Here is a 25,885-nt window from a genome sequence, read left to right on the forward strand (position 1 = left end):
GCTCACGCCTCCCCCTGAATGCAGCGCCTTATCTCTTTTTCCACGTCCTGCACCTCTTCGTGGAACATCCGGGCCGAGACGCGGAGGGCGCCGTGGCCCAGAATGATGACCTGTTCCATGCCGTCGGAGGTCGCCACCCGGACCCGGCGGTTTTTGCCGATCTCGTGGGTGACGCGCTCGATGAACATATCCGCCGTTTCGGCCTCTTTGGTGTAGACGACGTGGATGTTGTGGTACTGCTCGATGCTGCCGGGACTGCCCGGCACACGGTAGGCATCGAACACGAGGATGAGGACGCACTTTTTGAAGCCCTGATAGTTGCAGAGAATGTCCATCAGCCGGTGGCGGGCGGCGTCGAGGCTCTCCTTGGAGAGGGCGTTCAGCTCGTCCCACGCAAAGATGATGTTGTAGCCGTCCACCAGCAGGTATTCGGGGGCGATCTCCCACTGCTCGGCGGCGAAATCGGGCCGTTCCCGCTTCTGCACCGGGCGGAACGCCGCCAGCGGATCCCGTTTGATGGGGCCGTAGGTGCGCTCAAAAATTTTCAGCAGTTCGGCGTCCTCTTCCAGCGTAGCGCGGTAAGCCGCCATCCGGCGGGGACGGGCAGCGGTCTCTTCTGCTGTCGGGGCGGTGCGGCCCCAGCCGCTGTCCACGTGCATATGGCTGCGCACCTGCTCCCACGGCACCACAAAGCCCGCACCGTGGGAGCAGAACACCGAGTCCGCGGGGTTGTCCAGGTCGTGTTCCGGCTCATAGCCCACTGCCTCGATGACCTCCGCCGCGTTGTGGCAGGGGCGGTAGCCGTCCAGCGTCAGGTTCAGGTGTCCCCTGCCCCGGGTGTAGCTGACCACCTCCATGGGGTAGCTGCGCATGGCAGCCACCGGTGCAAAACCGGTGAGGGTGGCGGTCTGGCCGTCCGGTGCCGTCTCGGGCGGGTCAAAGCTGCCCTCCATCCGCTGGACGTCGCTCATGGCGCGGCCAATGTTCTCCGCAGGCACTTCCAGCCGGAAGGAATACCACGGCTCGAGGAGCTGGGTCTTTTTGATTTGGTTTGCCATCATGAGGCCCTGCCGCACGGCGCGGTAGGTGGCCTGCCGGAAGTCGCCGCCCTCGGTATGCTTGAGATGGGCGCGGCCTGCGATGAGGGTGATCTTCATATCTGTCAGCGGCGCGCCGATAAGGACGCCGAGGTGCTGCTTTTCTTCCAGATGGGTCAGCACGAGGCGCTGCCAGTTTTTGTCCAGCTCTTCCTCCCGGCAGTTGGCGGCAAACTGCATCCCGCTGCCCCGGGGCAGCGGCTCGAGCTTCAGATGCACCTCGGCATAGTGGCGCAGAGGCTCATAATGGCCCACGCCCTCGATGGCCTCGGTGATGGTTTCCTTATATAATATGCCGCCGGAGTCGAACTCCACGTCCAGCCCGTACCGCTCGGCCAGCAGGCTCTTGAGCACCTCGAGCTGAATCTCGCCCATGAGCTGGACGTGTATCTCGCCCAGCGTCTCGTTCCAGACGACATGGAGCTGAGGTTCTTCCTCTTCCAGACGGTGGAGCTTGCCCAATGCGGCATGAACATCCGCGCCCTCGGGCAGACATACCCGATAGCTCAGGACAGGTTCCAGCACCGGGAGGTCACTGTCCCGCTCGGCCCCGAGGCCGGTGCCGGGCTTCGCCTTTGTCAGCCCGGTGACGGCGCAGACCTGCCCCGGGCCGATGGCCTCTGCCAGCGTATATTTTGCGCCGGAGTAAAGCCGCAGCTGGTTGGCCTTTTCTGCCCAGGGCTCGCCGTCCGCTTCGCCGGTGAGCTGGGCTTTGACTTTCAGCTCACCGCCGGTGACGCGCAGCCAGGTCAGCCGCTCGCCCCGCTCATCCTGCGAGACTTTGAACACCCGCGCACCGAAAGCTTCCAGCGCCGGGGCGGCGCGGGTGTATTCGTCGAGGCCGGCCAGCAGCTCGTCCACACCCTGTAAGCCGCCGGCATTCTCCCTCTGCAGGGCCACGCCAAACCAGCAGGGAAAGACGTGCCGCCGGGCGATGGCGGGGATGATGTCCTCCGCCGTCAGGCTGCCCGCGTCCAGCATCTTTTCCATCAGGCGCTCGTCGCAAAGGGCCAGCGCCTCGTCCCGTTCGGCCTGCTCTGCGCCGAAATCCACGAATCCGTCGCCCAGACGGCGGGAAAGCTGGCTCAGCAGCGCCTCTTTGCCCGGGCCGGGCAGGTCCATTTTATTGATGAACACGAAGGTCGGGATATGATACCGCCGCAGCAGACGCCAGAGCGTCTCGGTATGGCTCTGGACGCCGTCGGTGCCGCTGATGACCAGCACTGCGTAGTCGAGCACCTGCAACGTGCGCTCCGTCTCGGTGGAAAAGTCCACATGGCCGGGGGTGTCCAGCAGGGTGATATTCGTACTTCCCGTTTTCAGCAGGGCCTGCTTGGAAAAGATGGTGATCCCACGCGCCTTTTCCAGCGTGTCGGTGTCGAGAAAGGCATCTTTGTTATCCACCCGGCCCAGCTTGCGGATGCTGCCCGTGCGGTAGAGCATTGCCTCAGAGAGGGTGGTCTTGCCGGAGTCTACATGGGCAAGGATGCCCACCACCAGCTGTTTTTCGCTTTTTTCTGCCATGTCCGCTGCCCTCACACTGCGCCTGCGATGAGTCCGATGATGAGCAGCGCTCCGCCCAGGAGCAGATTCGAGAGCATACTGCAATAGGTGCGCTCTTCCGGTTCCAGCTCCTCGAAGGAGACGATGCGCTCATCAGCAAAATCCACGATGGACTTGGTGGAGTGGAACTTCTTCTTTTTGCCCATATCCTTGAACTCTTCGCCCAGATGATGGATGGTCACACCGTCCAGACGCAGGTAGTTCACCCACGCCCACGCCAGCAGCACGACGCCCAGCAGCAGGGCCGGGGCCTGCCACATGGTAAACGTGCCGTCGCTGACGTAGCGGTCCCACAGCAGCATCAGCACAGCCACCACCGACACCCGGGTGACGGATTTATACAGAATGGGGCGGAACATATATTTTTGATACATCGAAACCAGCTTTTTCATCCAAGGACGCTCCTTTTATGGAAGTAACATTCTTTTTTATTGTAGCATGATTTTGTGAAAAAAGATAGCCGCTTTGCGTTTTCCAACTTTCGTTGTATCCATTCGTCATCTTGCAAAGGTATGACTTCTTTCCATCCTTTACCGTTTTTTTGCCGTCATTTTTCAGAAAAAAGCATCCGTTACCATTTTGTTTCTATTTCAGCGCTGTATGTCATTGACTTCTTTTGCCCACAATGTTAGAATACGAAAGGTGCGGTCCCGGGCGCTTTGTGCGTTTTTGGCACCCGGAGCGCGCCGTTTTTTGCATTTAGGATAGGAAAAAAGGAAAACAATATCTCGGAGGAGCGTATCTCAATGAACATCGATTTTGAGTCCCGCAACATCACCCGCCGCAGCTTCCTGAAGGGCGCAGGCGTCGTGGGTGCCGCCGGCCTGCTGTCCGCCTGCGGCGGCAGCAAGTCCAACAACTCCGGCAGCACGGCTGCTTCCGGCGCACAGGCCCCCAACTCTACCGGTGCCACCCCCCTCAAGGAGTACATCTCCTGGGAGTCTGCCAACCGCGAGATCGAGAGCTGGAACCTGCTGTACAGCCAGACCCTCAGCGACGCCAACGTCGTCACCAACCTGTGGGACGGCCTGATGAGCTTCGACTGCTACGGCAAGCTGGTGCCCGCCATCGCCACGAGCTGGGAGGCCAACGAGGACTCCACCGTCTGGACCTTCCACCTGCGCGACGATGTGGACTGGGTGGACTGCAACGGCGAGGTGAAGGAGCACATCACCGCCACCGATTTTCTGGTCGGTCTGGAGTGGGTGCTGAACGCCTCCAAGAACGAGGCCAACAACACCTCCATGCCCACCCTGTACATCGTGGGCGCTGAGGAGTACTACGAGAAGACCAAGGATATGGGTGCTGCCGCCGCCGACCTGCGCTATCAGGATATGCTGGACGCAGGCGTGGGCCTCGAGGCTCCCGACGACTACACTCTGGTGTTCACCTGCAAGGACCCCTGCCCCTACTTTGATACTGTGGCCTCCTACACCAGCTTCTACCCCGCCTCTCAGGTGCTGATCGACGAGCTGGGCATCGAGACCTTCCGTGGCTGCGACAACACCAACATGTGGTACTGCGGCCCCTATATCGTCGAGGAGTATATCCAGGGCAACACCAAGAGCTATATCCCCAACCCCCACTACTACGATGCTGCCAACGTCAGCCGCTTCGAGCGTCTGACCGTGACCATGATCTCCGATCAGGCCATCGCATTCCAGCTCTACCAGAACCGCGAGCTGGACGAGATGGACCTGAACGAGAGCACCATCACCACCATCACCTCCGACCCCAACAACGAGTACAACAGCCAGCTCTGTGAGAAGCGCGCCCGCCCCACTGCCTACGCCATGCACTTCAACTACCAGAAGAACAACGCCGACGGCACCCCCGATGTGAACTGGAACAAGGCCATCGCCAATACTGCTTTCCGTCAGTGCTTCTACCGCGGCCTGAACCTGAAGGCATGGTTCTCCCGCTACAACAAGATCAACCCCCTGAAGTGCGAGAACGACTACTACACCATGAAGGGCCTGTGCTACAACACGCAGGGCGTTGAGTACACCACTCTGGTGGCCAAGGAGATGGGCTTCGACGCTGAGAAGTACGACGGCGAGACCATGATCCGCCTGCGTGCCAACGGCGGCGACATCTCCGCCCTGAAGAAGCAGGCCATGGAGGAGCTGAGCGCCATCGGCGTCACCTTCCCCGTCAAGGCCACCTACTTCATCATCGCCAGCAGCACCTCTGCACTGGACAACGCCACCATCCTCAAGCAGTGCTTCTCCGACAGCTTCGGCGACGACTTCATCAAGCTGGACGTCCAGACCTACGTTTCCAGCCTGACCCAGGAGGTCCGCACTCCTCAGCTCCAGAGCTTTGTCATCAACGGCTGGAGCGCCGACTTCGGCGACCCCGTCAACTTCCTCGGTCAGGAGACCCTCCACGACGACAATGCTTTCTACTCACACTACTACTCCAACATCGCCCGGGTGGCTGAGGCTCCTGCCGACTACCAGAAGGACCTGATGGATGCTTTCGAGCAGTACACCGATCTGGTCAATGCCGCCAACGCCATCGTCAACGACACCGACGCCCGCTACGAGGCCTTCGCCAAGGCTGAGGCCTATCTGCTGGAGAACGTGCTGGTCAGCCCCACCTACTACGACATCGCATGGTCCCTGACCCACGCCAACGAGTACAGCAAGATCAACGCCATGTACGGCGGCTGCAACTACAAGGCTGTCAACTGGGAGACTTCCGAGGAAGCCTACACCACCGTCCAGTACGAGCAGTTTGCCAAGGCTTTCGACGCTGCGATTCAGGGCTAAACAGACATAAAAGTCATTCCATTTCAGCCGTCACATGAAATCTTTTCATTTTTATGTGTTAGCTGAATCAATAAGATTCAATCCGTGCCGGAGTGGTTTTTCTTGACTTCCCGCCTGTGGGATGATAGAATATTTGCAATCGATACGGGTTCTGCAAGGGCGCAGAAACAGATCCATAAAATCTGTCTCTGCGCCCTTTTTGTACCCTTTTGAAGCCGGGTTCATGGCCAGAGTGCGCCGGACAGGCGAGGATTTTTGCCCACAGACAAGGCGATTTTCCGCAGAAATCCTGACGGATTGCAAGGGAGAGCAACGCAGTATGTGAGCAAAAAGACCGTTCAGACGGTGTACAATGGTTATGAAGACGGCTCCCAGACCTTGTGGGAAGGTAAGGTAGTATGGACAGGATAGGGATTTGGGGAACGCAGAGCCGTACCAATCATTACAGGAGGGAAAGAATATGTACCACGATTTTGAGTCTCACACCATCACCCGCCGCAGCTTCCTCAAGGGTGCCGGCGCTGTTGGCGCAGCCGGTCTGCTGGCTGCCTGCGGCGGCTCTTCTTCCGGCACCGCAGCCAGCGCTTCGTCGGCTTCTTCCGGTGCAGCTGCTTCCGGCAAGGGCCTGAGCGAGCTGTTTACTTACGAGACTTCCGGCCGTGAGATCGAGAGCTGGAATATCCTCTACAGCCAGCAGGCCATCGACTTCAACGTGACGACCAACATCATCGACGGTCTTATCAGCTTCGACAACTACGGCAAGCCGGTGCCGGCTCTGGCTAAGAGCTGGGAGCACAACGAGGACTCCACTGTCTGGACCTTCCACCTCCGTGACGACGTGGACTGGGTGGACATGAACGGCGAGGTGCAGGACCACCTGACCAGCAAAGACTTCCTCGTGGGCTTCGAGTGGGTGCTGAACGCAAAGAAGAATCAGGCCTCCAACACCTCCATGCCCTCCACCACCGTCGTGGGCGCAGCCGATTACTACGACAAGACCTATGCGATGGACGACGCAGCCGCCGCGGCCCTGACCTACGACGATATGCTGGCCGCAGGCGTCGGCATCGACGCACCGGACGACTACACCGTCGTCTTTACCTGCCTGAACCCCTGCCCCTACTTCGACACCGTGGCTTCCTACGTCTGCTGCTATCCGGCACCCCCGGCTCTGGTGGAAAAGCTGGGCGTCGAGGGCTTCCGCGGCGTGGACTACACCCAGCAGTGGTGCTGCGGCCCCTACCTCATCGAGGAATTCGTCTCCGACAACTCCAAGCGGTTCATCCCGAACCCCCACTATTATGCAGCTGACGAGTGCAGCCGCTTCGAGCGCGTGTCCCTGAGCATGATCACCGATTTGACCGTCGGCTACCAGCTGTATCAGAACCGTGAGCTGGACGAGCTGGAGCTGAGCGAGAGCACCCTGACCACCATCACCTCCGACACTTCCAACGCCTACAACGACCAGCTCTGTGAGAAGCGCCCCACCAAGTACGCCTACGACTTCCATTTCAACTTCTACTGCCTCAACACCGACGGCACCCCCAACGAGAACTGGAACAAGGCCGTGGCCAACCGGGCATTCCGCCGCTGCTTCCAGGAGGGCCTGAACCTCATCCCCTACTACGCACGCTTCAACAAGATCAACCCCCTCAAGTGTGAGAACAACTACTACACCATGAAGGGCGTCTGCTACAACTCCAAAGGCACCGATTATGTTGACCTTGTGGCCAAGGAGCTGGGCATCGACGGCGAGAAGTATGACGGCAAGACCATGGTCCATCTGCGCAAGTCCACCGCCGACTCCATCGCCGCCCTCAAGAAGCAGGCCATGGATGAGCTGACCGCCATCGGCGTCACCTTCCCGGTCAAGGCTCCCTTCTTCTTCGTGGCCGGCAACACCGTGACTCAGGACAACGCCACCGTTCTGAAGCAGTGCATCACCGACAGCTTCGGCGACGACTTCATCCAGCTGGACCTCGGCACCTACGTTTCCAGCTTTGCAAAGGAAGTCCGCATCCCCAAGCTCCACGGCTTCGTCATCAACGGCTGGGGCGCAGACTTCGGCGACCCCGTCAACTTTGTGGGGCAGGAGATCCTGCACGACTCCAACGCCTACTACGCCGTCAACTACTCCAACATCCAGCTGGTGGCGGAGGATCCCGCCGATTACCAGAAGGAGCTGGTAGACGAGTTCGAACAGTTCACCGACCTGGTCAACGCAGCCAACGCCATCGTGGACGACACCGACGCCCGCTATGAGGCTTTCGCAAAGGCCGAGGCCTACATGATCAACAACTCGCTGGCTGTCCCCTGCTACTACGATGTCCGCTGGTGCCTGACCCACGTCAACGAGTACACCAAGATCAACGCCATGTTCGGCCCCTGCAACTTCAAGTACGTCAACTGGGAGACCAGCGAGGACGCCTACACCACCGCTCAGTACGAGGAATTTGCCAAGGCTTTCGACGCCGCAAAATCTTAACTTTTTCTTAACTCTTTTCCGCCGGGAGTTCCTGCTTCCAGCCCGTATCCCACACACGGGAGCTGTTCTCAATCCAAGAACAGCTCCCGTTGTTTTGTTTTTGGGCCTGTTTATCTTATTTTCGTCACTCTTCATCACAGTAAAGTAAATTTATTTCATCTCTATGCAGGGTACGGCTTTCTTTTAGAAGAAAAAGCGATTTTCATTCCATTGACAACCATTTATTTCGATGGTACAATATATGTCGTGTTAAGGATTTTACGGGAGGAGCACAGGCACAGACAGAGGGGTCTGTTTCTGCGCTCTTTTGTATTCTCTGGTAATACAGAGGGGCAGATAATCTCGTAGGAGTGGGAAATCAGCAGGGCAAGGTACCCTGCGCCATAGAGCCGAGACACGAAAGAATAATTGGGAGGAAAACACAATGAACGCAAATTTTGAGTCTCATTCCATCAGCCGCCGTAGCTTCCTCAAGGCTTCCGGCGTCGTGGGCGCTGCAAGCATCCTGGCCGCTTGCGGTGGTTCTTCCAGCAGCACTGCTGCCAGCACCTCCGGTGCTGCCTCCGGCGCAGCTGCACCCGCAGCCGACGCCATCACCGATTACGTCTCCTTCGAGACCTCTAAACGTGAGCTGGAGACCTGGAACTTCCTGTACAGCCAGTCCGCTTCCGACCTGAACGTCATCACCAACTGCTGGGACGGTCTGCTGAGCTTCGACTGCTACGGCAAGGCAGCCCCCGCCATCGCATCCAGCTGGGAGCACAACGACGACTCCACCGTCTGGACCTTCCACCTGCGCGACGATGTCGATTGGTGCGACGTCAACGGCGAGGTCAAGTCTCACCTGACCTCCAAGGACTTCCTCGTGGGTCTTGAGTGGGTCCTGAACGCGCTCAAGAACGAGGCCTTCAACACCTCCATGCCCTCTGAGACCGTCGTGGGCGCTGCTGAGTACTACGACCTGACCAAGGACAAGGGCGACGCTGCCGCCGACATGACCTACGAGGATATGCTGGCTGCCGGTGTCGGCGTCGAGGCACCGGACGACTACACTCTGGTCTTTACCTGCAAGAACCCCTGCCCCTACTTCGACACCGTCGCTGCCTACAACAGCTTCTACCCCGCCTCTGAGGACCTCATCAAGGAGCTGGGCATCGATGGCTTCCGTGCCTGCGATTACTCCACCATGTGGTACAATGGTCCGTACCTCATCGAGGAGTACATCCAGCAGAACACCAAGAGCTTCATCCCCAACCCCAACTACTACGCTGCAAACGACTGCACCCGTTTCGAGCATCACACCATCACCATGATCCCCGACCTGTCCATGGGCCTGCAGCTGTACGAGAACGGCGAGGTCGATAACATCGACCTGACCGAGTCCAACCTGACCACCATCACCTCCGACCCCAACAACAAGCACAACAAGTTCCTGTGCGAGAAGCGCCCCACCAAGTTCAGCTTCCAGATGCACCTGAACTTCCAGCGCAAGGATGAGAACGGCAATCTGGACGAGAACTGGAACAAGGCTGTTGCAAACCGCGCGTTCCGTCAGTGCTTCTACAAGGGCATCAACTTCACCAACTACTACGCCCGCACCAACAAGATCAACCCCCTGAAGTGCGAGAACGACTACTACACCATGCCCGGCGTCTGCTACAACACCAAGGGTGAGGAGTACACCACTCTGGTCGCCAAGGAGATGGGCTTCGACAGTCAGGCTTACGACGGCAAGACCATGATCCGCCTCCGCGACAACGGCGGCGACATCGCTGACCTGAAGAAGCAGGCCATGGAAGAGCTGAGCGCTATCGGCGTCACCTTCCCCGTCCACTGCTACCACTACATCAAGAGCGGCGACACCACTGCTCTGGATACCGCCACCGTTCTGAAGCAGTGCTTCTCCGAGAGCCTGGGCGATGACTTCGTCGTGCTGGACATCGGCACCTACGTCTCTTCTATTTATAAGGAAGTCCGTAACGTGCAGATGCACTCCATCCTGCAGAACGGCTGGGGCGCTGACTTCGGCGACCCCGTCAACTTCCTGGGTCAGGAAGTCCTGAGCGACGACAACGCTTACTACGCTCAGACCACCTCCTGGATCGCAGCCGTTGAGAAGGATCCTCAGGATTACCAGAAGGACCTGCTGGCTGATTATCAGGAGTTCACCGATCTGGTCACCGCGGCAAAGGCCATCGTCACCGATACCGATGCACGCTATGCCGCATTCGCAAAGGCTGAGGCTTCCATGCTGAACAACGCACTGTGCATCCCCTGCCTGTTTGAGGTGCTCTGGTGCCTGACCCACGTCAACGAGTACACCAAGATCAACGCCATGTACGGTCCCTGCAACTACAAGGCAGTCAACTGGGAGACCCGTCAGGGCGACGGCTACACCACCGAGGAGTACGAGGCTTTCTCCGCTGCTTTCAATGCAGCAACCAAAGCCTGATGATTATTTTATAAAGGTTTGGTTATCATGTTAAAATACACCGTCAAGCGGCTGGCTCAGTCGCTCGTCACGATCTTATTGATCGCAACCATCGTCTTTTTGCTGATGCGCTGCCTGCCTACGGACTACTACTTCACGGAAGAACAGCTCATGAAGTTTACCGAAGAGCAGAAATACGCCGCACTGGAAGCCGCCGGTCTGACCGACCCCATCGGCACCCAGTTGCTGCACTTCTACAACGACCTGCTCCATCTGGACTTCGGCACTTCCCGCCGCATCCAGAATGGCGCTTCTGTCGTGAAGGTGATCGGCAAGAAATTCGGCGTCTCCATGCGCCTCGGCCTGATCTCCGCCGGCATCTCTCTGCTGGTGGGCATCATGCTGGGCATCCTGCAGACCGCCTTCAAGGACAAGGTCTTTGACTGGATCGGCACGGCCTACACCGTTTTCGTCAACGCTGTGCCTTCTCTGGTCTCCTATTCGCTGGTGCTGGTCTTCGGCTCCAAATACCTGGGTTTCCCCACGCTGTACTCCACCCGTAATGTCGGCCCGTCCAGCGTGCTGCCCATCGTCTGCTTGTCGCTGGCGTCTATCGCAGGCTACGCTCTGTGGACCCGCCGCTACATGGTGGACGAGCTGACCCGCGATTATATCAAGCTGGCCCGCGTCAAGGGCCTGAGCTCCAGCGAGATCATGTTCAAGCACGTGCTGCGCAACGCCATGGTCCCCATGGTGCAGTATATCCCCCAGTCCATCCTGCTGACGGTCGGCGGCTCTCTGCTGATGGAGCGGTTCTTCTCCGTTCCCGGCATGGGTCCCCTGCTGACCGACGCCATCCAGCGCTATGACCTGAACGTCGTCCAGACTCTGGTCATCCTCTACGCTGCACTGGGCATCGTGGGTGTTTTCCTGGGCGACGTGCTGATGATGCTGGTTGACCCGCGCATTACTCTGACCGGAAAGGAGGCCGCACGCTGATGGCTAAAGCATCTGATTTTGAGGGCAAGAAGCAGGACGAACTGTTCTACTTCGTCGATTACTCTCCGGAGGAAGCCGAGCGTGTCGGCTACTCCAACTACAGCTACTGGGGTTCTGTCGTCCAGAACTTCCTCAAGCACAAGGCTGCTGTCGTCTGCCTGTTCCTGTTCCTGTTCCTGTTCCTCGTCATCTTCTCCTTCATCGCACTGGCCATCGGCAAGTACGATTATCAGACGCTGGTGACGGATTCCTCTCTGGCTTTCAAGAAGCCCAGTAGCGAATACTGGTTCGGCACCGACAACCTCGGCCGCGACTACTGGTGTCAGGTGTGGTACGCCACTCAGGTGTCCATCCGTCTGGCCCTCATCGTTGCCGTGGGCGAGAGCATCCTCGGCGTCATCATCGGCCTGATCTGGGGCTATGTCCGTAAGCTGGACCGCTTCTTCACCGAGCTGTACAACCTCATCGACAATGTGCCTTACATCATCTACATGACCCTGATTGCACTGGTCGTCGGCCAGAGCTTCACCATCATGGCCGTCTCGATGATCGCCATCGGCTGGCTGGTCATGGCCCGCCGCGTCCGCAACATGGTGTTCATGTTCCGTGACCGCGAGTACAACCTCGCGTCCCGCTGCCTTGGCACCCCGCTGTGGCGCGTTCTGACCAAGAACATCCTGCCCTATCTGGTCTCCGTCATCATCCTGCGCATGGCGCTGAGCATCCCCGCCACCATCAACCTCGAGTCCACCCTGTCCTATCTGGGCATCGGTCTGGGCATCGAGACTCCGTCTCTGGGCCTCATCCTGAGCAAGGTGCGCGGCTTCTTCCTCGATTATCCTTACCTGCTGGTCTTCCCCGCATCCATCGTGTCCATCATCTCCATTTCCTTCTATATCATGGGCAACGCTTTCTCGGATGCTGCTGACCCGCGCAACCACGTTTAACAGATGGGAGAGAAAATCACAAAAATGGATAGACAACCGATCATCTCTGCCAAAGACGTGGAGATCACCTTTAGCCTGCGCGGCAAGAAGCTGAACGCGATCCGCAAGTGCTCGCTGGACCTTTATGACGGCGAGACGCTGGCCATCGTGGGCGAGTCCGGCTCGGGCAAGTCCGTATTCACCAAGACCTTCGTGGGTATGCTGGATGTCAACGGCAAGATCACCGGCGGATCCATCATGTACGAAGGCCGCGACATGACCAAGTTCACCGAGAAGGACTGGCTGGGCGTGCGCGGCAAGAAGATCGCCATGGTCATGCAGGACCCGATGACCAGCCTGAACCCGTTGAAGAAAATCGGCAAGCAGATCCAGGAGAGCATCGAGCACCATCAGGGTCTGAAGGGCGCGGAGGCCAAGAAGGCCGCCATCGAGATGCTGGCCAAGGTCGGCATCCCCGACCCGGAGCGCCGCTACGAGCAGTATCCGCACGAGTTCTCCGGCGGTATGCGTCAGCGTGTCGTCATCGCCATCGCTGCCGCCTGCCGTCCGCAGATCCTCATCTGCGACGAGCCCACCACCGCTCTGGACGTGACCATTCAGGCACAGATCCTGCAGCTCATCCGTGACCTGCAGAAGGAGCTGGGCATGTCCGTTATCTACATCACCCATGACCTGGGCGTTGTGGCAAACGTGGCAGACCGCGTGGCCGTCATGTACGCCGGCCAGATCGTCGAGTACGGCACCGTCGAAGAGATCTTCTACGACGCATGGCACCCCTACACCTGGGCGCTGCTGCAGGCTCTGCCTCAGCTGGGTACCAAGGGTGAGGCCCTGCCCACCATCGACGGTACGCCGCCGAACCTGTTCAATGAGATCAAGGGCGATGCATTTGCACCCCGCAACAAGCACGCGCTGGCCATCGACTTCGTGGCAGAACCTCCGTTCTTCCAGGTGTCCGAGACCCACGCGGCAAAGACCTGGTATCTGGACCCCCGGGCTCCCAAGATGGAACGCCCGCACTCCATCCAGAACCTGCGTGAGAAAATGGGAAAGATGGGAGGTTCCAACTTAAATGGCTGAGCGTGAAAAGCTGATTGAGCTGAAAGACCTTCAGATCACCTTTGGCTCCGGCAAAAAGAAGTTCGTGGCCGTGGACCACGTCAATTTTGACATCTACAAGGGCGAGACCTTCTCGCTGGTCGGCGAGTCCGGCTCCGGCAAGACCACCATTGGCCGTGCCATCTGCCGCATCAACCCGACCTCGGGCGGCGACATCTTCTTCAAGGGCCAGAAGATCAACGGCAAGATCTCCAAGGAGCTGGACCGTGAGGTCATCCGCAAGGTGCAGATGATCTTCCAGGACCCCATGGCCTCCCTGAACGAGCGCGCCAAGGTCGAGTACATCGTGGCTGAGGGTCTGTTGAACCACCACCTGTACAAGGACCAGAATGACCTGCACGAAAAGGTCATGAACGCTCTGCACGAGGTCGGCCTGCTGCCGGAGTTCGCCTCCCGCTTCCCCCACGAGTTCTCGGGCGGCCAGCGTCAGCGTATCGGCATCGCCCGTGCGCTGGTCATGGAGCCGGAGTTCATCGTGGCCGACGAGCCTATCTCCGCACTGGACGTCTCCATCCGTGCGCAGGTGCTGAACCTGCTGAACAGCATGAAGAAGTCCCGCGGTCTGACCTACCTGTTCATCGCCCACGACCTGTCGGTCGTCCGGTTCATCTCGGACCGCATCGCCGTCATCAGCAAGGGCCGCATCGTGGAGCTGGCAGAGGCTGAAGAGCTGTTCCTCCATCCCCTGCACCCCTACACCAAGGCTCTGCTGAGCGCTGTTCCCATCCCCGACCCGGGTCTGGAAAAGAAGAAGAAGCTTCTGGTCTACGACCCCTCCATCCACGACTACAGCGTGGACAAGCCGGTCTGGGAGGAGATCGCCAACGGCCACTTCGTCTATGGCAACCAGAAGGAGCTGGAAGGCTACCGCAAGGAATATCAGAGCCAGCTCTAAGCACTGTCACTTGACTGTATTTTAACACAAATGCCCCGCCGCATTGGGAAACATCCCATTGTGGCGGGGTTTTGTGCTGTATAAAAAGAGGCCGCTTCCCGTATTTCTGCCGGGAAGCGGCCCCTTTGTGTTTTATATCAGTCTTGCACCGGGCTTCGGCTCATGGGCCTGCCAGAGGGTGACCCACTCGGGCAGATGCAGGGTCTTCAGGCGCTGGGGCAGGGCGGCGAGATCGCCGTCCGTGAGATACCACGCCACACCGAACGCCGCCAGCGCCAGGATCCCCAGCACCGCCAGCAGAACGCGGAGAGGATGCTTCTTCTTTGGGGTGGGGTCCTTGCTCTGCGAACGGCCCGGAGGATCGCTCTGTTTGGTCTGTCCGGCGGGAAGGAAGCCTGTCCCCTCGGCCTGCGGCAGACCGGCAGCGGCGCGGCGCACCATATCCAGCAGCCAGAGGCCGGGGTTATCTGCGGCGGGGACGGTGCGGAGCCAGCAGCCTTTTTTGGTGCTGAGCACCAGCACATGGTCGCTTTCCCGCTCGGCACAGGCCACGGCCAGCTCTGTTCCCACGATGCGGCGGGCCGCCTGCGCCCGGGCGAGGGCCAGACGGACAGGGTCGGGTTTGTCCCCTTCCCCGCCGAGCTTGGCCCGGGCGCGCTTTTCGATTTGGGGGCCGACCTTGGCGTCGGCATAGCTCATGGTGCCGAAGTCGTAGACCTTCTCGGCACCGGGGACTTTCTCGAGCCGGGATTCCAGCAGCGCACCGGCGGCGGCATCGCCGCAGGCCAGCAGACGATCGTGGGCTTCCAGCGCCTGCACGGCGGCAGCGGCCAGACTGGTATCGCCTGCACCATATACGTCCGCGCCAAAGCTGCTGCGGAGGCTCTGGGCCGCCTTTTTCAGTCCCGTGGGCGTGTCCGCATGGACAGCCAGCAGCGTCTCTGCGCCCCGGCTCTTCCACTGGGCCTCAGCCCTCCATTGGGGCGCAAACAGCGCCACAGCGGCCGCCAGCCGCCCCTGCGGCGCGCCGTACAGGCGCAGTACACAGCGGGTCTCCTCTGCCAAATCCCATCAACCCCTCATTTTTGATTTTTACCGGACGAACACCTCATCCAGTGCGGCCAGCGCTTCGTCGTCCGACTGCTGGGCTGCGGTGAGGGCCTGCGTCCCGGCAGGGACTTTGCCCTGTGCCAGACGCAGCGCCAGTTCCAGCGCAGCCTGTGCGGCCCGGGCGCGCACCAGCGCACGGTCAGGCCGGGAGACGAAAAGCTTCTTGACGCAGGCCACGCCATCCCGGGCAGCGCCCAGATAGACGGTGCCGACAGGGCGCACCTCGTCGCCGCCGGTGGGGCCGGCCACGCCGGTGACGCTCACGGCGATGTCAGAGCCCGAAGCCTTTGCCGCGCCCAGAGCCATCTGTGCCGCCACGGGAGCGGACACGACGTTGTACTTTTCGATGACCGCCGGGTTCACGCCCACGAGCTTTGCCTTGGCCTGCTCCCAGTAGGTGACGAATCCATAGCCGAACACCTCACTGGAGCCGGACACGGAGGTCAGGCGCTGTGCAATGAGGCCGCCGGTGCAGCTCTCGGCGGTGGCGATGGTCAGACCCTTTTCCTGCAGGGTGTGGACCACCGTCTCTTCCAGACCGGCCACATCCTCATCATACACCGCATCGCCCAGCATATCATAGAACTTTTTGGCATACGCGCGGCACATTTTTTCGCCGTCCTCGTCGGAGCGGGCGCGGGCGGTAATGCGGATCTCGCACTCGCCGGTCTTGCAGTAGATGGCGGCGGTGGGATTCGGATTTTCCAGCAGGTCACGCACCTTATACTCAATATCGCTCTCGCCGCCCAGCACACGGAGGGTGACGGAGTGGAGAGTGCAGTTCTGGCGCTCCATCAGCAGAGGGCGGACGCTCTCCGTCCACATGGCCTTCATCTCGTGGGGGACACCGGGCATGAGGACGGCGCAGTGGCCGTCCTGCTCGAACCACGCGCCGGGGGCAGTGCCGTGGTTGTTGATGATTTTATGGCCCTTGGTGGGGACCATCGCCTGTTTGCGGTTGTTGGGGGTCGTCTCGCGGCCGGTGCGGGCAAAGTAGCTGGTGATCTTGTCCCACTCGGCCTCATCGAAGGCCAGCTCATCCCCAAAGCAGGCGGCAACGGTCTCCTTGGTCAGGTCGTCTGCCGTGGGACCGAGGCCGCCGGTAAAGACCAGCAAGTCGCAGCGGCTCTTAGCCTCGTTGACGAAATCGGCCAGACGGCCATGGTTGTCGCCGATGGTGCTCTCCCGCTGGACCGTGATGCCCAGATCGGCCAGTTCCCGGCTGAGGTACTGGGCGTTGGTGTTGAGGATGTTGCCGAGAAGGAGCTCGGTACCCACACTGATGATCTCTGCTGTCATGGCTCAGCCCTCGAATTCCACATCGTCGGTGATACGCAGGCGGATGCGCTCGGTGGCCTCTGCGGCCTCGGCTTCCAGCTCTGCCAGACCGGGCATCCCGGCCTCGGCTTCGAGGATCTCACTCAGTTCGGGGCGGATCTTCGGGTGCGGCGGGGTGAAGATGGTGCAGCAGTCCTCGTAGGGCAGGATGCTCGTCTCAAAGGTGTTGATGTGGCGGGCCGTCTCCACGATCTCGGTCTTGTCCATGCCGATGAGGGGACGGAGGATGGGCAGGTCCTGGGCGGCGTCGGTACACTGCAGAGCCTTGACGGTCTGGCTGGCCACCTGTGCCAGGCTCTCGCCGGTGACGAGGGCTTCACAGCCCTGCTTTCTGGCGATGATGTTGGCAATGCGCATCATGCTGCGGCGCATGAGGACGGTGAATAGAACATCGGGCGCGTTATCGCGGATATACTCCTGGGGCTTGGTATACGGCACCATAAAGAGGTTGGTGCTGCCGGTATAGGGAGTGATAAGCTGGGCCAGAGCCTTAACTTTCAGTTTTGCGCGTTCAGAAGTATACGGAGGGGACGCAAAATGGATGTGGTCGAGACCGAGGCCACGCTTTGCCATCCGGTATGCCGCCACAGGGCTGTCGATGCCGCCGGACAGCATATTGAGGGCGCGGCCGGAGGTTCCGACAGGCAGACCGCCCTCGCCCTGTATTTTGGGGCCATGGATATACGCACCGTAATCGCGGATCTCCACGATGACCTTGAACTGCGGGTTCTTGACGTCCACCCGCAGGTAGTTGTGCCTGCCCAGCAGATAGGCACCCAGCTCCCGCATCAGCTCGGGGCTGGTCATGGGAAAGGTCTTATCGGAACGGCGGGCCTCGACCTTGAAGGTCTTGATGCCGTGAAGGCTGTCGCCCAGATAATCCTCGGCGGTCTGGCAGATGGTGTCAAAATCCTTCTCACAGACCACAGCACGGCTGAGGGCCGCGAGGCCGAACACCTTGCTCACCCGCTCAAAGGCGAGGTCCATATCAATGTCGTCCTCTTCCGGCTCCATGTAGAAGGTGGACTGGGTGCAGTAGACGCGGAACTTGCCCACCGTCTTGAGACGGTAGCGCAGGATCTTCATCATCGTCGATTCAAACTGGTTGCGGTTGAGGCCCTTCAGGGACATTTCGCCCTGATAGCCCATAATGACTTCTCTCATCGTTACTCCTTACTTTTTGATTCTCTGCAAGTGCTTCATGCCATCCTCAAAGCGCTCGAGGAAGGCATCCACATCCTCCGGGGTGTTGTCGGCGCAGAAGGACACCCGGATGGCCGTGTCGATGGCCAGCGGGTCACGGCCCATAGCCGCCAGCGTGTGGCTGGGCTGTCCTCTGCCGCAGGCACTGGCCGACGAGACGTAGATCTGCTTTTCGGACAGCCAGGCCAGCATCGTCTCGCTTTTGATGCAGTTCTCGCTGAAATTCAGCACCTCAGGCACAGCGCCCGCCGGGCTGTTGATCTCCACCTCCGGGAACACAGAAAGCCCCGCGCGGAGGCGGTCGTTGAGGGCCCGCACAGCCTTGTCGCGGCTCTTGATGCTGCCGGCCAGGCGGGTGGCCGCGGCGGCAAGGCCCAGCGCATAGGGCAGGTTCTCGGTGCCGGGGCGGAGGCCGCGCTCCTGCTCACCGCCCAGATAGGGCGGCTGGAACGCCTGCACCAGCCGGTCACTCAGGTAGAGCGCACCGACGCCCTTGGGCGCGTGGATCTTGTGGCCGCTGACCGCCATCGTGTCGATGTTGTCCAGCTTGATGGGGACGCGCATCCACGCCTGCACAGCGTCCACATGGACGATGGTGCGGCTGTTACGGCGCTTGACCTCGGCGGCCAGACGCTCCACGTCGCTGCGGGTGCCTATCTCGTTGTTGACCATCATGCAGGCCACGAGGATGGTGTTCTTGTCCACGGCATCCAGCATCTTGTTGATGTCCAGTGTGCCGTCGGCCTGAGGCTTCACGACAGTGACATTATAGCCCTGCGCGGCCAGACGTTCCAGCGGGCGCTGGACGCTGGGGTGTTCGAAGCCCGACACCACGATGCCCTTGCCGAAGGTGCGGGTCTGGGCCGCGCCCAGCAGGGCCAGATTATTGCCCTCGCTGCCGCAGGAGGTAAAGTACAGCTCCTTCGACTTGCAGCCCAGGGTGCGGGCCACGGCGGCACGGGCGGCGTTCAGGGCCTCTTCGCTCCGTGCGCCGGGGGCATAGAGGCTGGAGGGGTTGGCCCAGTGCTCCCGCATGGCTTTGTCTATCACGTCTGCCACCTCGGGAGCAACGATGGTGGTGGCGGCGTTATCCAGATAATGCAGTTCCGGATCATGCAGCATAATTTCATTCCTGCCTTTTGTGCATAAAATATCAGGATAAGTATACCACAAAGTTCCGCATAACGCAAAATATTTGCACAGCAAAAAAGGGGCCGCTCCATGCAGGAGCAGTCCCTTTCAGCAGCTTGCGGTTCGCGTTTGGGTTCAGCCGTTCTCGTTTGCCTTCTGCAGCCAGATGCTGCCGATGTCCAGTGCATTGTACAGGCCGTTCTTGGTGGTCTGACGTGCCACGCGGGCCTCACGGGGCTTGGACTCATCGGTAGAGAGCAGCTGCAGATGGACCTTGTCTGCCACATCCACACCGCCCACGGTCTTGGTGGACTGGATCTGCAGATAAAGCACATACGGGTCGGTCATGCAGCCGTAATACAGCTCATTGTCCTTGCGGACGAGGGGCTTGCCTTTATAAGTCAGTTTCGGAGTAAATGGCATCGTGAAAGCCTCCCTATCATACTTGATTCACTTTAGTATATCATATTTATAACAGAAAACGCAAGGGCAGGCCCCCGGAATATGGGAATTTTTCCTCACGGGTTGCACGGGCCGGGGCTGTGCTGTATAATAGGGGCGAAAGTACCCATTCCGCCACAGGAGGACATTATGGCAGATTATCAGGAATATCGCCGCCGCATCCTTCACCGGCGCTGGCGCAGGATGTTCATCACCGCTGCGCTGCTCATCCTATTGGTGCTTCTGGCCGCTGTGGGCGTCCTCTGGAAACGCCTTCACCGCGAGCCAGCCCCCAATACGGCCCAAGGCCCCACCATTCTGCAGCAGGAGCTGACCGGCAGCGAGTGGAACACCATCAGCTACACCCCGGCCCGACGCCTGAGTGTCCAGACCCTCGACAACGGGATGACCGCGATGGACTTCCGCCTCGCGGCCCAGCCTGCCAGCCCTGCCGTGGAGCGGAGCAGCTTTTCGGACGTGAGTTTTTTGGGCGACAGCCTGACGCAGGGGATGCAGCTGTACGACACCGGCCTGCCCAACGCGCACTTCTGCGCTTATAAGGGCGTCGGCCCCAATGCCGTCGTCAACAACACCACCTGCCGCCGGGCCGACGGCGAAAAGGAAGTCCCGATGGAGGCGCTGGCCTCCCAGCAGCCCCGGGCGCTCTACATCCTGCTGGGTACCAATGTGCTGACCGCTGACAGTGATTATACCAGCTTCCTCACCTATTACCGGCTGATGCTGGACATGATCTCGCAGGCACTGCCCAACACGAAAATTTACGTCCAGTCCATCACCCCGGTCCGGCCTGAAGTGCGCAAAAAGTCCCCCGGCCTCTACAAGGAGCGGCTCTGTGAGATAAACGATGCTCTTTCGGCCATCGCGCTGGAAAAGGGCTGCACCTTCCTGAACCTCTGGGAGGCGCTGGCCGATGAGAACGGCGACCTCATCGAGGAATACGCCCAGCCGGACGGCTACCATCTGCTGCCCGCCGGGTACGACGCATGGGTGGATTATCTCTGCACCCACACCTGATAGCGATAGAAAGGCCCTCTCAGCGGCGCTGAGAGGGCCTTTTGCTGTCTTAATATCAGAACGCGATGCCGACGTTGTCGTACAGCCAGCGGAGTGCGAACCAGCCAAAGGCCGCAGAACCCTCGTAGAGGATGCTGTCGTCGAACCGCACCTTGGGGTGGTGCTGGCCGTAGCAGCAGCCCTGCTCCGGGCCGCCTGCGGCGATGAACATGCTCACAGTAGGCACCTCATGGCTCACGAAGGCGAAATCCTCGCTGCCGCCGCCGGGCTTGCCGCCGGTGAGGGCGGTCATGTCCATAGCGCCCTTCCCCAGCAGCTCGCTCATATAGTCCATCGCATTCTCGGCGAGGGGCTTGTCCACCACCATGCAGGGGCAGTAGTCGGCGAAGGATACCTCTGCGGTGCAGCGGAAGGCCGCCGCCACGCCCTGCGCGATCTCGGTCATGCGGGTTCGAATGAGTTCGCCGGTCTTATTCTCCGGGTCGGTGGTGCGGATGGTCCCCCACATCTGGGCCACATCCGGGATGACATTGGATGCCGCACCAGCCTCGAAGCGGCCGGTGGTCAGCACACCGAAGTCGCCGGGCTTCAGTTCCCGGCTGTTGATCTCCTGCAGGGCGATGTGGATGTGAGCCGCAGCCGTGATGGGGTCGATGCAGTTTTCCGGGGTAGAGCCGTGACCGCCCTTGCCCTTGACCACGATATGGTACTGCTCACAGCTGGCCATCGTGATGCCGCCGCCCGGCACCAGCACCGTACCTACCGGCAGCGGCATTCCGGCCAGCACATGGAACATCACAGCGGCGTCCACATGAGGGTCTTCCAGCAGGCCGCCCGCGATCATATCCGGGGAGCCCTGGAAAATTTCTTCGGCAGGCTGGAATTCCAGCTTGACCGTACCTTCCAACTCGTCCTCGTGAGCCTTGAGCAGCTTCGCTGCACCCAGCAGCATGGCCGTATGCATATCGTGGCCGCAGCCATGCATCTTGCCGGGGACTTCCGAGCTGAACTCTTCACCCGAGTCCTCGGGGATGGGCAGGGCGTCCATATCGGCACGCAGCAGGATGGTCTTGCCGGGCTTTTTGCCGCCTGCCAGCGCAATGACACCAGCCTTGCCGCAGTCTTTCGGCTCATAGCCCATCTCCGTCAGCGCCTTTTTGACCAGCTCCTTCGTGTGGGGCAGATCGAAGCCCACCTCCGGGTGGCGGTGGAGCGTCCGACGCCACTGCTGCAGCTGCGGCTCCAGTGCGCGGGCCTCCTTCAAAAGCTCTTCCGATGTGATATTCATACTCATCCGCTCCTTCTTTTTTATAAGAAGCCGTTTTCATAAGCATTGCATCCCGCTTACGAAAACTGCTTCCGGATTCAGAAAAAGCCCTCCCGAGGGAGAGCTTTTTGCTGTGTTATGTTCAGCCCTCGGTGTGGCTTCCTTCAGGGTGGTACTTGGCGCAGGTACACTTTTTCCACTTCAGGCCGCTGCCGCAGGGGCAGGGGTCGTTGCGGCCGATCTTGATGACGCGGACAGGCTGGCCCTTGGGTGCGCCCTTTGCGCCGGGTGCGCCGTTGCCAGGCACATAGCCCTCGCCGGTGGGTTTGGCCACCTGCTCACGCTTGGGGGCCTTGCCCGCCTCGCGCACCTCGATGGTCAGCAGCATCTTGACGCTGGACTCCCGGATGGAATCGACCATCTGGTCGAACATGTCAAAGCCCTCGATGCGGTACTCGACGACGGGGTCCTTCTGGCCGTAGCCGCGCAGAACGATGCCCTGACGCAGCTGGTCCATGTTATCAATATGGTCCATCCACTGGCGGTCTACACACTTGAGCAGGCAGATACGCTCCAGCTCACGCATCAGGGGTGCGCCGTAGCGCTGCTCCTTGTCGTTCAGGACGTCCATGCCGCGCTGATACAGCATATCCGCGATGCTCTCCTGAGAGATACTGTCATAGTCAGCGACAGTGTAGTGGAAGTCGGCGTCGGTGGTCAGCCAGCCCAGATAGTGGCGGCGGAGCGCACCGAAGTCCCACTCGTCCTTCACATCGCCTGCGAGGAACTGCTTGCAGCTGGACTCGATGTTCTCCTTCAGCATATTGTGCATCTCGGCGCTGATGTCCTCGCCGTCTAGGACCTTGCGGCGCTGACCATAGATGATCTCGCGCTGCTGGTTCATGACGTCGTCGTATTTCAGGACGTTCTTGCGGATCTCGAAGTTGCGGCCCTCGAGCTTCTTCTGGGCAGACTCGATGGTGCTGGTGATCATCCGGTTCTCGATGGGGGTGTCCTCGTCGATGCCCAGAGTACCCATCAGGCTCTGCACGCGGTCGCCGCCGAACAGACGCATCAAATCGTCCTCGAGGCTCAGATAGAAGCGGGATGCACCGGGGTCGCCCTGACGGCCTGCACGGCCGCGCAGCTGGTTGTCGATACGGCGGCTCTCGTGGCGCTCAGTACCGATGATGAACAGACCGCCGGCAGCGCGCACCTCTTCAGCCTCCGCTTCGGTCAGGGGCTTGTACTGAGCATACAGCTCCTCGAACCGCTTGCGGACAGCCAGAATGTTGGCGTCGGTAGTCTCACCATGGCCGTCGGCCTCGATGAGCAGCAGCTCCACGGCTGCGGGCAGAGCCTCCTCAGGCTTTTCGGGGTTCAGCAGCTTCTCGCAGAAGTGCTCTTTGCGCATCTGTGCCTTTGCCATATACTCGGCGTTGCCGCCCAGCATAATATCGGTACCACGGCCAGCCATGTTGGTGGCGATGGTGATAGCGCCCTTCTTACCGGCCTGTGCGACGATCTCTGCCTCACGCTCGTGGTTCTTGGCGTTCAGCACGTTGAAGTCGCGGGTGTACTTCTGCAGCATCTTGGCGAGAGTCTCGCTCTTCTCGACGCTGACAGTACCCACCAGGACCGGCTGGCCGTTCTTGTGGCACTCCATGACCTGCTTGATGACGGCATTGTATTTGCCGTTGATGGTCTTGTAGATGGCATCCGGGTAATCCTTGCGGATGACAGGGCGGTTGGTGGGGACGGTAACGATGTTCAGACCGTAGATCTCAGTGAACTCGGTGGCCTCCGTCTTTGCCGTACCGGTCATACCGGACAGCTTCTTGTACATACGGAAGTAGTTCTGGAAGGTGATGGTCGCCAGCGTCTTGCTCTCGGCGGCGATCTTCACGCCCTCCTTGGCTTCAATGGCCTGATGGAGGCCCTCGTTGTAACGGCGGCCGATCATCAGACGACCGGTAAACTCATCGACGATGAGCACTTCGCCGTCCTTCACGACGTAATCAATGTCGCGCTGCATCACACCGTAGGCTTTGATGGCCTGGTCGATGTGGTGGGCGAGGGTCATATTCTCTGCGGCAGCGAGGTTCTCGATTTTGAAATATTCCTCGGCCTTCTTAATGCCCTTAGCCGTCAGGGTGCAGGTCTTGTGCTTTTCATCCACGATGTAATCGCCGTCAGCCTGCTCGTCGGTCTCCACCTTGTCTTCCAGCTCGACCACGACGCTCTTGCGCAGAGTGCGGACAAAGCGGTCCACCTGGGTATACAGGCTAGAGGAATCCTCACCGCGGCCGGAGATGATAAGCGGCGTACGGGCCTCATCGATGAGGATGGAGTCCACCTCATCGACAACGGCGTAGGCATGGCCGCGCTGCACCATGTTGTCTTTATAAGTCACCATGTTGTCGCGCAGATAGTCGAAGCCGAACTCGTTGTTGGTGCCGTAGGTAATGTCGGCATTATAAGCTTCCCGGCGGGCATCGCCATCCATGCCCTGCACGATCAAGCCCACCGACAGGCCCAGCCAACGGTAAAGCTTGCCCATCCACTCGCTGTCGCGCTTGGCGAGGTAATCGTTGACGGTGACGATGTGGACACCCTCCCCGGTCAGTGCATTCAGATAGGCAGGCAGCGTTGCCACAAGGGTCTTGCCTTCACCGGTCTGCATCTCGGCAATGTCGCCCCGGTGCAGGGCGATGCCGCCGGTGACCTGCACCGGGAAATGCTTCATGCCCAGCACACGCCATGCGGCCTCGCGGCAGACAGCGAAGGCATCGGGCAGAATATCATCCAGCGTTTTGCCGTCGGCCAGCTTCTGCTTCAGTGCAGGAGTCTGGGCCTGCAGCTCGGCATCAGACATCGCCTGATACTTGCCTTCCAGAGCCAGCACCTGTTTGGTGAGGGGGTTGATCTTTTTCAGTTCCCGGTCAGAGAAGCTGCCAAAGAGTTTTTCAGCTAAGGACATTGGTCACACCTCATGATTCTTCAAAATAGCAAACGTCCGGGCCATTTTATTGCCCCAAAACGAATATTCACACATAAATATATGATACACCAAAAGCCCCATCCCGTCAAACCAGATGGTGAATTTTAGCCGGTTATTGAATGAATTTTCTGTAAATTCCTTCGACCTTTCCCACCATGGTCCGGTATCATCCCTTTTCCATGGAATAACAGACAAGGTCTGTGGGGCCCAGCACTGCATGGCGCATGGCTTTGTGCTCGACGCCCTCGTATTGGAAGCCCGCTGCTTTCAGCAGTTTCCCTGAGGCGAGATTGTATGCATAGTGTCCTCCGGTAAACATCTCAGCGTTAGTTTTTTCGAAATAGGTCTGCACGACGGCCTGCAGCGCCTCCCGCGCGTAGCCCCTTCTCCGGGCGTCCGGTGCGATTTCGATACCAAACTCCCACCCCGGCACAGCCCGCTCTGCTTCCATCATGGACATCATCCCGATGACCCGGCCCGTCTCTCTGCACACAATGCTGTAGCGCGTCTGAGCTGCAAATTTCTGCATCAAACGCTCATACTCCTCATCCATCTCCTCAAAGGCATGGTAGCCGCCGCAATCCAGCGTCGTCTGCTCGTCAGACAAAATCGCAAAAACGTCCTCTGCGTCTCCGATGGCAAACTGGCGCAGCAGCAAGCGCTGCGTCTCGATTTTTAATAATTCCATTTTTACCACTTTCTTTTCTCGGATACAAGAAAGCCGCCCTGAGAACTCTCAGAGCGGCATATTCAAGTCGGCGGCTACCTATTTTCACAAGCCGTTTCCAGCTAACTATCTTGGGCACGAGTGAGCTTAACTGCTGTGTTCGGAATGGGAACAGGTGGAACCTCACCGTCATCGTCACCGACCATATGACTGACCAAGTATAACACATTGCTGTGCTCTTGTCCAGTATTTCTTAGAAGGACGTGCCTTCAAAACTGAATAATCACTGCTACTTCTCGTTGACTTGAGATACTCAAGCGAATTGTGGTCAAGCCCTCGACCTATTAGTACACGCTTGCTGAATGGATCACTCCACTTACAC

At 59.6% G+C, this 25,885-nt stretch carries 18 protein-coding genes and 1 rRNA gene; 8 read left to right on the top strand and 11 right to left on the bottom strand.

Annotation, left to right across the window (positions count from 1 at the left end; genetic code table 11):
* Positions 1–2: 2 nt before the first annotated feature.
* The gene (locus tag F3G95_RS11235; protein ID WP_149795000.1) at positions 3–2,621 is read right to left on the bottom strand and encodes a TetM/TetW/TetO/TetS family tetracycline resistance ribosomal protection protein; all 2,619 of its coding nucleotides are present in this window, start codon (positions 2,619–2,621) and stop codon (positions 3–5) included.
* Positions 2,622–2,632: 11 nt separating this feature from the next.
* Positions 2,633–3,052: a hypothetical protein gene (locus tag F3G95_RS11240; protein ID WP_149795001.1), complete on the bottom strand. Its 420-nt coding sequence runs from the start codon at positions 3,050–3,052 to the stop codon at positions 2,633–2,635.
* A 354-nt stretch (positions 3,053–3,406) separates the two neighbouring features.
* On the opposite strand from F3G95_RS11240, the gene F3G95_RS11245 reads away from it, so the two are divergent.
* The 7 genes from F3G95_RS11245 (at position 3,407) to F3G95_RS11275 (ending at position 14,310) form a co-directional block, all read left to right on the top strand.
* On the top strand, positions 3,407–5,434 hold the full coding sequence (locus tag F3G95_RS11245) for an ABC transporter substrate-binding protein (RefSeq protein ID WP_149795002.1): 2,028 nt from the start codon (positions 3,407–3,409) through the stop codon (positions 5,432–5,434).
* Positions 5,435–5,894: 460 nt separating this feature from the next.
* Complete coding sequence (locus F3G95_RS11250; protein WP_149795003.1) at positions 5,895–7,919, top strand: ABC transporter substrate-binding protein; 2,025 nt, start codon at positions 5,895–5,897, stop codon at positions 7,917–7,919.
* 424 nt (positions 7,920–8,343) lie between these two features.
* A complete protein-coding gene (locus tag F3G95_RS11255; protein WP_149795004.1) occupies positions 8,344–10,371 on the top strand; it encodes an ABC transporter substrate-binding protein in 2,028 nt (675 codons plus the stop codon).
* Between the two features lie 27 nt (positions 10,372–10,398).
* Positions 10,399–11,349: an ABC transporter permease gene (locus F3G95_RS11260; RefSeq protein ID WP_149795019.1), complete on the top strand. Its 951-nt coding sequence runs from the start codon at positions 10,399–10,401 to the stop codon at positions 11,347–11,349.
* The gene (locus F3G95_RS11265; RefSeq protein ID WP_149795005.1) at positions 11,349–12,296 is read left to right on the top strand and encodes an ABC transporter permease; all 948 of its coding nucleotides are present in this window, start codon (positions 11,349–11,351) and stop codon (positions 12,294–12,296) included. The genes F3G95_RS11260 and F3G95_RS11265 overlap by 1 nt, the downstream gene beginning before the upstream one ends.
* 24 nt (positions 12,297–12,320) lie before the next feature.
* Positions 12,321–13,376 (top strand): ABC transporter ATP-binding protein, encoded by a 1,056-nt coding sequence (locus F3G95_RS11270; protein WP_015564696.1) that lies wholly within the window; start codon positions 12,321–12,323, stop codon positions 13,374–13,376.
* Positions 13,369–14,310: an ATP-binding cassette domain-containing protein gene (locus F3G95_RS11275; protein ID WP_149795006.1), complete on the top strand. Its 942-nt coding sequence runs from the start codon at positions 13,369–13,371 to the stop codon at positions 14,308–14,310. Before F3G95_RS11270 ends, F3G95_RS11275 begins: the two co-directional genes overlap by 8 nt.
* Before the next feature lie 132 nt (positions 14,311–14,442).
* Here the strand turns inward: F3G95_RS11275 and F3G95_RS11280 are convergent, their stop codons facing one another.
* The 5 genes from F3G95_RS11280 to F3G95_RS11300 form a co-directional block, all read right to left on the bottom strand.
* Positions 14,443–15,375 (bottom strand): CinA family protein, encoded by a 933-nt coding sequence (locus F3G95_RS11280; RefSeq protein ID WP_149795007.1) that lies wholly within the window; start codon positions 15,373–15,375, stop codon positions 14,443–14,445.
* 27 nt (positions 15,376–15,402) lie between these two features.
* Positions 15,403–16,719, bottom strand: a complete 1,317-nt coding sequence (locus tag F3G95_RS11285; RefSeq protein WP_149795008.1) for a competence/damage-inducible protein A — start codon at positions 16,717–16,719, stop codon at positions 15,403–15,405.
* Between the two features lie 3 nt (positions 16,720–16,722).
* Complete coding sequence (gene thiI / locus F3G95_RS11290) at positions 16,723–17,922, bottom strand: tRNA uracil 4-sulfurtransferase ThiI (protein WP_149795009.1); 1,200 nt, start codon at positions 17,920–17,922, stop codon at positions 16,723–16,725.
* Positions 17,923–17,931: 9 nt separating this feature from the next.
* Entirely contained in the window at positions 17,932–19,083 is a 1,152-nt protein-coding gene (locus F3G95_RS11295) for a cysteine desulfurase family protein (protein WP_149795010.1), read from the bottom strand.
* A gap of 144 nt (positions 19,084–19,227) precedes the next feature.
* The gene (locus F3G95_RS11300) at positions 19,228–19,515 is read right to left on the bottom strand and encodes a hypothetical protein (protein WP_015564692.1); all 288 of its coding nucleotides are present in this window, start codon (positions 19,513–19,515) and stop codon (positions 19,228–19,230) included.
* Positions 19,516–19,683: 168 nt separating this feature from the next.
* Between F3G95_RS11300 and F3G95_RS11305 the strand changes: the two genes are divergently transcribed.
* The gene (locus F3G95_RS11305) at positions 19,684–20,568 is read left to right on the top strand and encodes a GDSL-type esterase/lipase family protein (protein ID WP_149795011.1); all 885 of its coding nucleotides are present in this window, start codon (positions 19,684–19,686) and stop codon (positions 20,566–20,568) included.
* Between the two features lie 55 nt (positions 20,569–20,623).
* On the opposite strand, the gene F3G95_RS11310 is transcribed toward F3G95_RS11305, so the two are convergent.
* From F3G95_RS11310 to rrf, 4 genes are all read right to left on the bottom strand, one after another.
* Positions 20,624–21,856, bottom strand: coding sequence for a M20 family metallopeptidase (locus tag F3G95_RS11310; RefSeq protein WP_149795012.1), 1,233 nt, complete (start codon positions 21,854–21,856; stop codon positions 20,624–20,626).
* A 121-nt stretch (positions 21,857–21,977) separates the two neighbouring features.
* On the bottom strand, positions 21,978–24,815 hold the full coding sequence (gene secA / locus F3G95_RS11315; RefSeq protein ID WP_149795013.1) for a preprotein translocase subunit SecA: 2,838 nt from the start codon (positions 24,813–24,815) through the stop codon (positions 21,978–21,980).
* A gap of 187 nt (positions 24,816–25,002) precedes the next feature.
* Positions 25,003–25,524 carry a GNAT family N-acetyltransferase gene (locus tag F3G95_RS11320; RefSeq protein WP_149795014.1) on the bottom strand — a complete coding sequence of 174 codons (522 nt, stop codon included), beginning with the start codon at positions 25,522–25,524 and terminating at the stop codon, positions 25,003–25,005.
* Positions 25,525–25,589: 65 nt separating this feature from the next.
* A 5S ribosomal RNA gene (gene rrf, locus F3G95_RS11325) occupies positions 25,590–25,706 on the bottom strand.
* Positions 25,707–25,885: the final 179 nt, after the last annotated feature.

This window comes from Faecalibacterium sp. Marseille-P9312, from assembly GCF_902497445.1.
Classification (GTDB): Bacteria; Bacillota; Clostridia; order Oscillospirales; family Ruminococcaceae; genus Faecalibacterium; species Faecalibacterium longum.